The sequence below is a fragment of the Aureispira sp. CCB-E genome (assembly GCF_031326345.1).
Classification (GTDB): domain Bacteria; phylum Bacteroidota; class Bacteroidia; order Chitinophagales; family Saprospiraceae; genus Aureispira.
In genome coordinates this window covers 1735414-1750127 of sequence record NZ_CP133671.1, presented here as the reverse complement: position 1 = coordinate 1750127, position 14714 = coordinate 1735414, and the positions used below count along the sequence as shown (strand labels likewise).

8 protein-coding genes are annotated in these 14714 nt (G+C 37.5%); 4 read left to right on the top strand and 4 right to left on the bottom strand.

Annotated elements, in window-relative coordinates:
• Positions 1–3 precede the first annotated feature (3 nt).
• Positions 4–1338 (bottom strand): leucine-rich repeat domain-containing protein, encoded by a 1335-nt coding sequence (locus QP953_RS06735; protein ID WP_309554401.1) that lies wholly within the window; start codon positions 1336–1338, stop codon positions 4–6.
• A gap of 331 nt (positions 1339–1669) precedes the next feature.
• On the opposite strand from QP953_RS06735, the gene groES reads away from it, so the two are divergent.
• The 4 genes from groES (at position 1670) to QP953_RS06715 (ending at position 6543) form a co-directional block, all read left to right on the top strand.
• A complete protein-coding gene (gene groES / locus QP953_RS06730; protein ID WP_052592286.1) occupies positions 1670–1936 on the top strand; it encodes a co-chaperone GroES in 267 nt (88 codons plus the stop codon).
• A gap of 200 nt (positions 1937–2136) precedes the next feature.
• Entirely contained in the window at positions 2137–3777 is a 1641-nt protein-coding gene (gene groL / locus QP953_RS06725) for a chaperonin GroEL (RefSeq protein WP_052592284.1), read from the top strand.
• 213 nt (positions 3778–3990) lie between these two features.
• Complete coding sequence (locus QP953_RS06720) at positions 3991–5796, top strand: N-acetylmuramidase domain-containing protein (RefSeq protein WP_309554399.1); 1806 nt, start codon at positions 3991–3993, stop codon at positions 5794–5796.
• A 147-nt stretch (positions 5797–5943) separates the two neighbouring features.
• A complete protein-coding gene (locus QP953_RS06715; RefSeq protein ID WP_052592282.1) occupies positions 5944–6543 on the top strand; it encodes a hypothetical protein in 600 nt (199 codons plus the stop codon).
• A 2-nt stretch (positions 6544–6545) separates the two neighbouring features.
• On the opposite strand, the gene QP953_RS06710 is transcribed toward QP953_RS06715, so the two are convergent.
• The 3 genes from QP953_RS06710 to QP953_RS06700 all read right to left on the bottom strand — a co-directional run bounded on the left by QP953_RS06710 (position 6546) and on the right by QP953_RS06700 (position 14540).
• Positions 6546–7466: a TIGR01777 family oxidoreductase gene (locus QP953_RS06710; protein ID WP_309554397.1), complete on the bottom strand. Its 921-nt coding sequence runs from the start codon at positions 7464–7466 to the stop codon at positions 6546–6548.
• A gap of 84 nt (positions 7467–7550) precedes the next feature.
• On the bottom strand, positions 7551–8555 hold the full coding sequence (locus QP953_RS06705; RefSeq protein WP_309554396.1) for a hypothetical protein: 1005 nt from the start codon (positions 8553–8555) through the stop codon (positions 7551–7553).
• Positions 8556–8858: 303 nt separating this feature from the next.
• Positions 8859–14540 (bottom strand): LamG-like jellyroll fold domain-containing protein, encoded by a 5682-nt coding sequence (locus QP953_RS06700; RefSeq protein ID WP_309554395.1) that lies wholly within the window; start codon positions 14538–14540, stop codon positions 8859–8861.
• Positions 14541–14714 lie beyond the last annotated feature (174 nt).

Below are 14714 nucleotides of genomic sequence, written 5' to 3'. Positions count from 1 at the left end.
TTATTAGAACACAACCGAAACCTGTCGTAGTAAGGTTACGACTTCTTTTCGACCACGCACAACTTCAATTCCATACTGGCGACCAATAGGCGTATCTCCTAGTCCAATTTCTTTGAAGTTTGGCAATTCGATCAACCGAGTAGGTAATTTTTCAATCGGATTATTAAATAAGCGTATTTCTCGTAGAGCGATCAAGTCCCCCAACGATTCTGGCAACAACTGAATATTATTTTCATCTAAATCAATATAATTTAAACTTGATAATTGTCCAATATCATCGGGTAATGTGGTAAGGTGATTGTTGTGCAAATACAAGCGTTTTAGGTTGGATAAAGCCGTAATTACCGAAGGTAAATGCTTGAGTTGATTGTTGGACAGATGCAATTTTCTCAATTTTTTAAAGGCACTCACCCAATTCGGCAAATCTGCCAGTTGATTGTTGGACAACCACAAAATTTCGAGTTTGGTCAACTGTTGCAAACTTGAAGGCAAACTTTCCAACTGATTATTCCTAGCATCCAATTCAACCAAATTGCTAAAAGCACCAATTTCTTCAGGTAAATGTGTAAGATTATTATCCGAAATATCTAGTTTTACCAATCGCTGAATTTGACCTATTGAAACTGGGATAGCGGTCAATTGATTGTACTCCAAACTCAATTCCTCTAAGCCTATTAATTGCCCTATAGAATCGGGCAATACCTGAAAACTATTCTTCCGCAATTCTAGTGTTTTTAGAGCCGTCAAGTTCCCGATATTTTGAGGTAATGTTTCTAGAACATTTTCTTGTAAATCTAGATGCTCCAAACGAGTCAAATTACAAATAGAATCGGGCAGTACCTTCAATACATTTCTACTGAGGATTAATGTTTTTAATTGAGTTAAATAACCCATCCAGTCAGGTAAACGACTAAAGCAACGATCTCGCAAATTTAAGGTTTGAACAGGAAGTGTTGCCATAATTTCCTTGTCATTTGCGGTTGGTTGCCAACCAGAAGGTCTGTATAAGTAATAACTCTGAAAAGCATCTACCACAGAAACCAGCGTTGTCAACTTGTTGCTGTTATGAGTCAATGTACTTACCAAATGCAGCAAAGAAGCATAGCGTTTTTTTAAAGTAGCTTTTGCCGCAGGAGTATCTTCCGCAGCCCTCAGAACGCCTTGGATTGTTCTCAAATGCCACGATTGTTCTATAATCATATAAGCATCTTGAACAAAAGCTCGCTGCAAAGCAACATCGCCTTTCATAATTTGAATAGCAATATCTACGTTGTTTTCATCTCCAGATTGAATTAATGCAAATAAGCTTGCTTTCTCTTGTTTAAATTCGTCAGTCAAAATGATTTTTTTTAGTTTTTAATTAGGTCAATACTCTAGGTACTTTTTTTGAATAGAAGCCAATTCATTATAATTGAGAATGATGAACTAGTTTTGCTCTTTTCAAAGCAGTTTATAGAGTATAGGATAAGATATTCTTATACTCTTTTTATGACAATTTGTTCCATTCTGATGACAAAAACCAAGCCTCTCCTGTCAAAATAACACAAGCCGAGTCTAACAAACTGCACAAATATGACAGAACGACACAAATATAGACTTGGCACAAGACATGATTATAGTGTGCTATAACTTTTAATCTTATTAATCTAAATAAAACAAAACATTTATTATGAGACCAATTAATGATAGAGTCTTGGTAAAACCTGCAGCAGCAGAAGAAACAACTAAAGGTGGTATCATTATACCAGATACTGCTAAAGAAAAGCCACAACGTGGAACTGTGATAGCTGTTGGACCTGGTAAAGAAGACCGAGCAATGACTGTAAAGGTAAACGATGTTGTACTTTATGGCAAATATGCAGGTCAAGAGGTTTCTCACCAAGGAGAAGATTTCTTGATTATGAAAGAAGATGACATCCTTTTGATTCTAGATTAATGCCTCTCGAATCACTTTATAATTTAACATTCAATTATTTCATTACTTCGTAATAACGTCATCAAATTGCTTATCAGCTAAATTATTAACACCCAAAACTTAAAACTGATAATCCATTTGATATTTATTTTACAATTTTGATTTAAGTTCAAAATTATCAACGAAGTATTATTCTTTAAATAAAAAAACTTCATATAAAAATGGCTAAAAATATTAGCTTCAGCACAGACGCTCGCAACAAATTACAAGAAGGAGTAAATGCTCTTGCAGATGCCGTAAAAGTAACTTTGGGACCTAAAGGTCGTAACGTTGTTCTTCAAAAAAGCTTTGGCGCACCACACATCACTAAAGATGGTGTTTCTGTTGCTAGAGAAATCGAATTGGAGGATCCTATTGCCAACATGGGCGCTCAAATGGTAAAAGAGGTAGCTGCTAAAACTGCTGATTTGGCAGGAGACGGTACGACTACAGCTACTGTTTTGGCTCAAGCTATTGTTAATGCTGGATTAAAAAGTGTTGCTGCGGGTGCCAACCCAATGGATTTGAAACGTGGTATTGACAAAGCTGTCAATAAAGTAATCGAGCACTTAAAAGAAAGTTCTGAGATTATTGGTAGTGATATTGAAAAAATCAAACAAGTAGCTACTATTTCTGCTAATGGTGATGCTGAAATTGGATCATTGATCGCAGAAGCAATGGAAGCTGTAACGATCAACGGTGTTATCACAGTAGAAGAGGCAAAAGGTCGTGAAACTTATGTAGAAAAAGTAATTGGTATGCAATTCGATAGAGGCTATTTGTCTCCTTACTTTGTTACCAATCCTGAGTCAATGGATGTAGAATTTGAAAGTCCATATATCTTGATTCACGATAAAAAAATATCTAACATTCAATCTATTGTTCCTGTTCTTGAAAAAGCACATCAAGCAGGTCGCCCATTGTTGATTATCGCAGAAGATGTAGATAGCCAAGCATTGAGCACATTGGTTGTTAACCGTTTGCGTTTGGGCTTAAAAGTAGCTGCTGTTAAAGCTCCTGGTTTTGGTGATCGTCGCAAAGCAATGCTTCAAGATATTGCAATCCTAACAGGTGGTACTCTAATTGCAGAAGAAACAGGACATAGCTTAGAAGCTGTCGAGTTGGAGCACTTAGGAAGCTGTGAGCGTGTCACAATCGACAAAGACAATACGATTATTGTAAATGGTATTGGTGCAAAAGAAAAAGTAGATTCTCGCATTGCAGAGATTACCAACCAAATTAAAACAACTTCTTCTGATTACGATAAAGAAAAGCTTCAAGAGCGTTTGGCTAAATTGTCAGGTGGTGTTGCTGTTCTTTATGTTGGTGCTTCTACTGAAGTAGAGATGAAAGAAAAGAAAGACCGTGTAGACGATGCATTACATGCTACTCGTGCGGCTGTTGAAGAAGGTATTGTTGCAGGTGGTGGTGTTGCGATGGTTCGTGCCATCAAAACATTGGAAAGCTTTAGTGGTGCTAATGATGATGAAAATACTGGTATCAACATTGTACGTATGTCTCTAGAATTACCACTAAGAACAATCGTTAACAATGCAGGATTAGAAGGTTCTGTTGTTGTCATGAAAGTTCGTGAAGGAGAAGGTTCTTTTGGTTTCAATGCTCGTACAGAAAAATTTGAAGACTTGAAAGAAGCTGGTGTTATTGATCCTACTAAAGTATCTCGTGTAGCGATCGAAAATGCAGGTTCTATTGCTAGCTTGATTTTAACGACAGAGTGTGTTGTTAATGATATCCCTTCTGAAAATGCTGCTCCTGCTGGAATGCCAGGTGGGATGCCAGGTGGAATGCCAGGAATGATGTAAAATTGATTTCTTCGGAAATTCATTTAAAATATGCCCTTTCAGCTCTGCTGAAGGGGCTTTTTTTTGTATTGTGTTGTTCTTTCTAATTAGTCATTATTGTTTTTGCTTGTATATCTCAAAAATTAATTGTAATTTGATTTGATTTTTTCTATCAATGCATATCCCCGTTATGTCCAACTTACTGTTACACACACTATAAAAACCATTATTAATATGAATTTCATTGAGGAACTTGGTCAATTGCAAAAAGATATTGCAAAGTATTTAACCATTCACAACAACCCCCATGACACATCCAAACATGATCCTTATGCCAAAAAGCTAATTGCAGCGAATCCTGTTTTAGAAAAAGCAGCTCCCCCTCCTCCCCGAAAGACAATTAATAACTCGGTAGGTAAAAATGGCAAAAACGAATACAATGATGTTAAACTTGTACAAGAACTATTAGGCATCAAAGCCGATGGACATGCAGGACCTAAAACCAATTTAGCCATACGAAAATTTCAACGTAGCTTAGGTTTCAAAAAAACAGATGGTCGCATTGATCCCAAGGGAATTACTTGGCAAAACTTGAGTAAGAGAATTACTTCTAACCCTTCTGAAGAAACTACAACAGATACTGATTCCAATACAGCTCTAGCATCTAAAGCAACCGAAATTAAAGCTTCAGTTGGTAAAAAAGGAACCAATCAACTGGACGATGTTATCCTCGTTCAACAGTTACTGAAGTTAACACCAGATGGTAAATGTGGTCTTAAAACAATCCGTGCCATCAAAGAATTTCAACAAAGTATTGGTCTCCCAAAACCTGATGGTCGAATTGATCCCAATGGTTTTACTTGGAAAAAGTTAAATGCTCAATCCGTACCACCAGACCAAACAACCTCTGGCTCTGCTAAGTCATTAACAGGCTCTGTTGGAAAGAATGGAGACAACCACGTTAATGATGTGAAATTAGTACAACAATTATTGCACGAAAAAGGAGCTCATCTCGATATTGATGGCGATGCTGGTCCTGGAACTATTGAAGCGATTGAAGCTTTTCAAGCTAAACTAGGTGTCGCTAATCCTGATGGTCGAGTTGATCCTAATGGTTTTACTTGGAAAGAATTAAATAAAGTAACTCCTCATGACAATCCTCATGATGAAAAAATGGTTGTTACGACAGGTGATGCTCCACTTCCAGAAGAATTAAGTGTTACCAGTAAAATAAAAAAATCTGTTGGACACAAAGGTACAAACCTTCCAGAAGATGTTCTTCTTGTCAGAAAACTATTGATTAAATTTAATTACAACTTAAAAGAGGATACCACTGTAGATATTCCTCTAGTAAGTGCTATCAAACGATTCCAAAAGGAGTTTGTGGGTAGCTCTAAACCTGATGGCCGCATTGATGCCAATGGCAAAACATGGAATACACTATTAGGCATCGGTCGTATCAGAGGAGGGATCTATGATGTTGCTAAAAAATATGGTATTGAGGTAGCGGTTATCTTAGCAATTCAGGCTGTAGAATCTGGGGGGAATGGATTTTTGCCCGATGGACGTCCTAAGATTTTGTTTGAAGGGCATATCTTTTGGCGAGAACTAAAAAAAGCAGGCAAGAATCCTGCTGCTCTCCAAAAAGGCAACGAGAATATCATTTATCCAAAATGGGTAAAAACAAACTATAAATGGAACGAGAGAGAATATGACCGCCTAGAATTGGCTAAGAAAATTGATAAAACGGCTGCTCTAAAATCTACTTCTTGGGGAGAGTTCCAAATCATGGGCTTTAATTATGCTAGTGCTGGCTACTCAAATGTGGAGTCATTTGTAGAAGCAATGTACCAACCTGGTATTAATCAATTGGGTGGTTTAATGGGATTCTTGAAAGATAACAACTTAATTAGACACGTTCAAGGTCCGTCTAAAAATTGGGCTGCTTTAGCTAAAGGTTACAATGGGCCTGCTTATGCCAAAAATAAATACGACATAAAACTAGCCAATGCTTACAAACGTTTTTCTCAAATCGTTTAAATTGCTCTCTTAAAAAATTCAAAGCCTGCCTAAATCTTTAATGATATTAGGCGGGCTTTAGTTAGTAACTAACAAGTCACTAAACTCCTTCTTTCCTTAGTCAATTAGGAACTCTACTTCGTTTCTTCATCTTTAATTACTTCAAATATGCCTTTATTATTTTTACTCTGTATTTTAATTATTTCCTGTAATAACAAGAGTAATACATCTTCCCCTCCTACAGCATTGCCAACAGCAACTAAAACACCTGTCGTTTTGACTATTGATTCATTTGTTTTGGATAATCATAGTATCCTTAGTCAAGCAACAACCGACTTTAATGCGGATGGATTTGAGGATGCTGTTCTTATTTTGAAAAAAAACAAAGAAGAAGAAACATCTGACTATGCCAACAACAAACCAACATTGCGCCCTTTATTACTTTTGGCAGCAGACTCCACGGGTTCCTTCCATCTCATTGCAAGAAATGACAAAGCTGTCTATTGCGTTGACTGTGGAGGGCAAATGGGAGATCCTTTTAGTGCCTTAATAGCACATGAACAATATGTCTCTATACAGCATTATGGAGGTAGTCAAAACCGTTGGGCTAGACACCTTACCTTCAAATATGACCGTGAAAAAAAGCAGTGGTTTCTTTATAAAGATGCGGAAGAAACATTCAATGCCTCAACGCCTGTAGATACGTCAAACTTATCTGATAAAAATTATTTTAATACGCCTTTGGACTCTTTTAATATTTATCAATAAAATTAAGAACAAATTTCTTTAAATGCAGCTTGAATGGTCGGATATTCAAATTGAAATCCTTCTTCTTCTAAACGTTTGGAGACAACTTTTCGACTTTTAAGCACCAACTCCGTTTGAGTTTGTAAAAATACAGCGCCAATCTCCAACAACGTTTTGGGGATAGGAAGTCCCCACGAACGCCCCAGCTGTTGACGCAATTCTTTCATGAAGGACTTGTTTGTTACAGGATTTGGGGCAGCACAATTAATCACTCCATCAATATGCGCTTGTTCAATTAAAAATTCTACCACACGACTAAAATCATATAGATGCACCCAACTAATAAACTGATTGCCACCTCCTTGGGTTCCTCCTAACCAGAACTTGGAAAGATTTATTAAATATTCCATGGCTCCTCCTGGCTCTTTTCCTATAACAATAGCTGTTCGAAGTGCAATTCTTCGCACCGAATCAACTGGTGCTGCTCTAAACTCTTTTTCCCAAGCCTTACAGATATTCATAGAAAAATCGGTTCCAATCGTTCCATTGTACTCATCGTTGGCAGGTGCCTGCCCTCTCGTATCTTCATAAATCGTAGCAGAGCTAGAGTTAATCCATACTTTTGGTTTTGTTTGAGCTTGTGCAATGGCTTCTCCTAAAATTCTTGTAGAATTTATTCGAGAATCTAAAATCTGTTTTCTGTTAAGCGCATTGTAACGACAATTAACTGTCCGACCAGCCATATTTACAACGACATCAGCTCCATCTATTACCTTTGTCCAATCTCCCAATGTCTTTCCATCCCATTGTTCAAATTGAATACGTCCTATAGCTGCTTTTTTTTGACGAGAGAGCACACACACGTCCCAACCTTTAGCATCAAAATGTCGTGCTAATTCCAAACCTAAAAAACCAGATCCTCCAGGTATAATTAATTGGGGCATTTGTTAGACTTTATCGTTTACAAAAAAACTACTAATCAACAACTTCAATAGTTGGCTGCGCTGCTACTACAACTTAATAGTCGATTATAAATATTGTGGTAATAAATTTTCGTCATTAATCATCGCCAGTAATTTAAGCAGGTTTTCACGCGGTTTAATGCCTTGTTTGATCGCCAATTCAATTTCTTGTTTGATCAATTTTTTCTTTCCCTTTTCAAATAACAAACGTACCAAAACATATAGTTTTATCTCATCGTTGAGACAATAATAATGTTTTTTATAAAACTGGATAGCTTTGGAATAATCAGAAAAATTGGCATGCAAACGATAAATCAATTCTACCAAGTTGTTGTGTCTCTGTTCTTGTTCGTATTCTTCTTCTTCTGTCCATTTTTGCTCAATTGGACTATCACTTCGATTAAACCCATTTGTTTGTAATAAATGAGTAGCCACTTCGAGAGCTTTTTTATAGTTCCGTTCTGTTTTGATGCTCTTAACAAACTGAATAATCAAATCAGAATACAACGTGTATGTATTTAAGGGATTTTCGATGATTAGAGAAATACCTTTGTTAAGCATCTGTTCGTCGTCTCCTATATTTTGCAGTAATTTCAGAATATTCTTATAAAAAACGACTTGTTTAACTCCGATAGATTGAAAAGCATCGTAAGCAGAAAAATACTCGTAAACACAAGATTCACAAATAATTTGATACAATTGGGTCAACAACTCTGCTTGTTTAGGAAAGTTTAACTCTGTTCTATTTTTCTTTGTCAACGCTTTGCCCCAACGCTTTACTTTAGACCGCCATGCTAAGCGTTCTTTCCGAACAATTGTTTTATTGGGATATAGGTAATCTTGGTTTCGAACATCAATGATAAATTGATTGATTTGCTGCTCTAATTCTGCGAGAGAGATGGAAACAATAGGTTTCTTGTTTTTTTTACGCCCCGATGTCTCTATATAGTCATCCAAAGCCATCACTTCCTTTTGTGCTTTAGGTATCAGTTTATAAAATTCAATAGACAAATTCAATAATTTATCCTTGGGCATTTTAGATAAAATATCTCTCAATTCTTTTACTTTCATTACCTATGGTTTGAAGAATAATACAAAGAGTTTTGGGGGTAAACACTACAATCTATTCGCATTTAAGATAAACCTAAAAAAGCAAAAAAGGTTTAAAATTTCACCATTTTTTTTCAATCTTTCTATAAAAATTTGAAGCTCAATATTAAAGTATCTTGACATTTAATTCTAAACATAGCTTTCACAATGCAAGCAGTCCAAAGTTTTGCTCTAAATCCATTTCTTTGGGCTAAAAAAAATAGCAGCACCAATTAATTGATAGTACTGCTATTTTATTCACTTAACCTAAGCTACGCCATGCAACTATTCTTTTATAAACTTTTGAGCTACACGTTCCTTATTATCAAATTCAATAGAAAGTAAGTACAAACCTGCTGGCAGCTGTGCTACTTCATTAATTTCTAGCAATTGATACGACTGTATATCTGCTGTAAAATTATGTAATACATTGCCACTCGCTGCTGTAATTGTGATTTGTGCGGATGTTACTCCGATAGGCAAAGTATTAAATCGAACTTGTAGTTCGTTTTGTACAGGATTTGGATATATAGACACATCCATGTATTCGTCTCTAGTAGAACGCCCTTCAACTGCTTTGATTTGTGAGTAGGTCGTTGTTCCATCAAAGTCTACTTGTCTCAAACGGTAATAAGACACCCCTGTAAAACTATTTTCATCCAAAAGCTGATAATTGGTAACAGAAGTAGTCTGCCCTTTTCCATCTACAAATGTTACAGATTTGAATTCACTTTCAGTCTCTAACATACGTTCGATAAAGAACCCTTGATTATTAATCTCCGTCTCTGTGACCCAATTTAATGCCACCTTATCTGCATTCAGACGTTTTGCCTCAAACTTTGTCAATTCTACGGGTAGATCGGATGTTCCACCAACATTGGCAATCACGAGTTGTGAAAATGAGTTGACATTGTTTGTAGCATTATACCTTACACTTGCATTCGTTCCTGATGTTGCATTATTGGCACCACCTAGAGTAGCTCCCCAAGTAGCTCCAAAAGCATTATCTGAACGTTTAAACAATTGCAAAGGTGAATTGCCTTGCGGTTCTGCTGCATCAGCCGCAGAAATATAACTCATTCGACCAAATGTTAAATCAATCAAAGGATCAAAAGAGGCATTAGAACCATAGTTATTCACCACAAAATACTCATCATCGACATCTCCTCCAATAGTTTCCCAGCCATGTGGTTTTTCAGTTTCTAATCGAGAAACAACAATCTCTCCATTAGGTGTATTGGCATCAAACTGTATGGTAATATCAGTATTCGGCAAATTGTACACTCCTGGTCCTGGAATAAGAATACGATCAAATGCACCTCCTGCTACTGCTACCTCTGAAGGAACATAAGAGGCTCCTGTCATATTTACAGTTGTACCATCATTTGTTCCTACACCATCTTTTACTCCACCAGCTGTTCCTATAGGGTCATCTGTGTTAAACTGATAATAAGAAACTAATCCAATTTCACTACCTTTTAGGGTTAAATGGCGATTTTCACGAAGTTCTTCTTGCGTACGAGCAACATTCCATATACGTACTTCGTCGATACTTCCTTGATAATTTTCACCAGAAGAAGGCAAAGCAATTGTTCCAATTCTAAGGTTTTGATCGGTTGTATTTAAGTTCGTAGCTGTTGGTACAGCCAAATCTAAGACCCCATCTACATAAAAACGCATGGTTGTTCCATCATAAGTAATGGCAACATGATGCCATGCTCCATCATTAATAACAGTCGTACCATTGTAATCATTAAGTTCTCCTACAAAGCCCAATACATTACCACGAACCGCCATACTATTTCTTTGATTATTGCTTCTTCTTCCCCAACTAACAATATTCCCCAAACCTAACTGGGTAGTTTTAATCCAAGCCTCTATTGTTCTAGGAGCATTTCCTGTTGGCAAGTTGGTAGCCGTAGCAGAGTGATCTATAAAATTCGTACCATCAAACTCGTACATATTACCACGTACATCTGAAACTAGAATTTCGGACTCCCGTACGACCATAAACTGTCCTGTTAAACTTATTTTTCCAAACGTTACCGAATTATTAGTTACAGTATTTGCAACTGCAATTTTAGTCCATGCTCCACCAGAATTCATAGGGCGATAATACAAACCATATTTTGCAGGATTCAAACTAATAAATGTATTTGGGGCAAAATTAAACGTATAATCTACGACCAAGTTAGAAGTATTATTCGATCGGTTCACCGTCCACATTGGATTTTGAATCAAATTAGTGGCATTCACCCCTACAATACTATTTGGGATAAACGCTTGATAAGTAACAGTGATCTCTTCTGTTGCAGAATGCTGAAAGAATCTCATGGTAGCATTAGCCGCTACAAAAGTCTGGGTACTTACTCCCGAAGGAACGTTAATCGTTTGGCTATTGGAACTTCTCAAAGCATCGTTTCCAACATTGACATCCGATGCTGCCCAATCTGTAGCTGGATCCATATTCGTTAATGTCCCAGTATTTCCATTCCCTGTTTTATCGGCTAAGGTAGCAGAGCCTACTCCATCATTCATTTGATAATAAGTCAACAAACCGTTTGCACAAGCATCCAAAGTTAAATGCATATTTTCACGGATTTCATTTGCACTACGTGTCGTTGTCCAGATACGAACTTCATCCAGTTGCCCCGAAAATTCTCTGTCCAAATTATTAGCGTCAAAACCTCTCCCCAATACCATGTTAGAGAAGCTCGCAGGCCAGTTCGCATTGACACTATTGACCACCTCTATTCCATTTAGATAAACAATAACTCTACCATTCGTTTGATCTCCAACAATAGCAATGTGGTGCCATTCATCAGGTAAATTACCGCCTAATGGTACAATCGTATATGGATTAAAAGTACCATTACCAGAAACCGAAACATAAAGCAATCCATTGGCAAAATTATTACTAAGCTCTAACCTTACGCCATCATCTGAAGTTCCTGCTCCAGGAAAAGCGGTATGGAATATATTCTCATAATTATTTAGACCATTTGGACGGAACCACGTTTCAATCGTCCAATCTGTAACATTTCCTAAATTACCAATAGCTACATAATCATCAATTCCATCAAAATCTAGCACATCGCCCCGAACAATATCCGCAGGAATAGCTGTGTTGTCCTCTACAACCATAAACTGTCCTGTCAAACTAATATCGCTAAAGGTAACTGATGTTCCACTAACGGTTGATGCTTTTCGTACCAATGTCCAAGCCCCATCACTCCCTGTTGGTCGATTATAAAGATTGAGTTGACAAATATCAACGGTTGTAATTGTTGCAACAGGGAAATTAAATGTTAAGTCCATCGTTTGAGTAGAAAAAGTTGTTGCTTTATCTATCGTCCACATTGGGTTTTGAATGATATTCGATCCCACAATACCTGTTGTTGCATTGGGGGTAAACCTGTGGTAAGTTACGGTAAAATCCTCTGGTACAGAATGTGCTGTAAAATCAATGCTCAAATTAGCTGTAGCAAAATTTTGCGTACTCACACCAGCTCCTACAGCAAGTGTTTGACTGTTAGAAACATTTCCTGCATCATTCCCTATATTAACTCCTGAATTGACCCAATCTGTCGCAGGGTCCATGTTTGTTAATGTACCAGTATTAGAGTTTCCAGAATGATCTGTCAAAGCACTTGAACCTGTTCCATCATTCATTTGATAATAAGCCACCAAGCCCGTTGGACAATCTTCTAAAGTTAGGTGCATATTTTCACGAACTTCTGTTGCCGTACGGGTAGTATTCCATATGCGAACTTCATCCAATAAGACATTGCTAAATCGTCCTAAAATATCTGTACCTATTCTCAAAATTCCATCATTGGTTGCCCCCATACTAGTGGCTGCTGTAAAAACAGAAGCACCATTCATATAAAAAGTCATTAACCCTGTTCCATTGTCATAAGCCCAACAAACATGCGTCCATTCATTGGCAGTAATAGCCGCAGAAGCATTAACGGCAGTTGTTCCATTATAAAAACCCATTGTGTTAGCAGGACTGTTGATGTAGGGTCTGTAGTTGGCATTGTCAGCTATTTCTGTTTTATCCAAAATAGTATGGAATCCAGTAGCTGCATTTCCTTTTATCAATACCCATGCTTCAAACGTAACATCTCCTGTTATGTCCAGAGAAGCATTATCAGCAACGCTCACCAAATCATCGGTACCATCAAAATCTAGTACATCGCCACGAACAAGATCTTTTGTAGGTGGTGTATACGTACCATTAAAAGGACTTCCCATATCTCCTGTTGTCGAAGTCATTACGTTGGGGTCGGCTGTTGCGTTATTATTTTCATAGCCTAATGTTCCCGTTGCAGGATCATTTCCTGTTCGATCTACTCCTGGACTAGCAGCAGATCCCCAGATTCTATTCGTAAAAGTTGGTGCTTCGGTATAATGTGCTGCAATTCCCGTTACATCATCATTTTGATAAGCAACAGACCAAATAACAATATCGTTATTGTCTTTTATAATAATTTCATCCGCACCATTTCCTAAAGTCAAACCGGCTACCTCAATTACATTCGCAGAAGGGCAACCATTCAACCACTGTGCTTCAAAAATTGCTTTATTTCTAGCTAGAATAACATAACCTCCTGCGGGAATAATAAAACTAGTCGTTGTAATAACATCATCGTCTACGCCTTCATCTTCAATTTCCCAATTCTGAATATCAATTGGAGTAGCTCCAAAGTTATGCAGCTCTACCCACTCATCTGTCAAATCATTGGCCAAAGGGTCGGCGATCCATTCTGTAATTGCAACGGATGGTAATATGCCCGTTCCACGTATTGCAAAACTATATGTTCCTTCGTCTGCATCATCATTATTGACAGTAACTGTTGCATTTCGCACCCCACCTGCTGATGGCGTAAATGTTGCTGTAAAAGTAGCTGTAGCCCCTGCTGCCACACTAGCAGGCAATGTAATTCCACCAATTACAAAGTCCCCTGCATCCGCTCCACTTACCACAATACTAGACACATTCAATACCCCTGTTCCTGCTACATTAGAAATGGTAAATGTTCTTACTGTATTTGCACCAGCATTAACGCTCCCAAAATCGGTATCGTCACCAACACTAGGTGTAATATCTCCATTGACAATAGACAAACCATTTCCTAATATATCTATCTCTGGGTTTGCAACGCCAGTACCTTGAACAGCGTATGCATACGTTCCTTCATCGGCATCATTGTTATTAATCGTTACCGTTGCATTCCGAACGCCAGCTGCTCCAGGCGTAAATGTTAGTGTAAATGTTGTAGTCGCTCCAGCAGCTATATTGGCTGGCAATGTAATACCGCTCACTGCAAAATCGCCTGCATTTGCTCCGCTCAAATTAATACTACTTACATCCAAGGCTGCAGTACCACCTGTGTTTGAAATAGTGAATGTTCGCGCTGTATTTCCTCCGACAGTAACGTTTCCAAAGTCCGTATCGTCGCCAGCACTAGGTGTCACGTCACCATCTACAATAGATAAACCATTTCCTAAGACATCTATTTCTGGTGCCCCCGAAGAAACTGTGCTTTGAACATTTCCTGAGAATGTTGTTATTGATGTATTTCCATTACCTCCACATATACCTAAATTATCAACCCAAGTCCCCAAGGTTAAATCTGGTGGATCAGGAAAAGAGGCTGTCGTATTGAAGTATAAAAGATTTGGGAAAGTGCCAGAACCATCATTGTCATATCTGATTTCCCACTGATTAAGTGTCACATTCCAAATTACTCTGTAGGCACAAGACATGCCGCAAAGAGAATTAGGAAATGGATTATTATAAGTATTTCTTATTGTTCCTCCATCATTAGTCGTTCCTGTTTGATTTAAGGTAAAAGGGTAAGGACCTGCTAAAGCCCCAGTGCACCCTGTATACTGAATCTGTCCACTTCCATAGTTCCAAAAACTACAAAGTAGTAATAGTGTAAATAAAATTTGCTTCATAACATTTAGTTTTAATTTGTGTTAATTTGTTGGTCTATAAGTGTCGTTGCTTAAGAGCTACTTTTAATAAGAATAAGGAACATTCCCAAAATGCTTTTTCAGAACAAATCAACAGAAAGGGTTGATGTCTGTTAAACAAAAAAAAAGTTGTTCTGTTCAAGTGATATTTAGCTA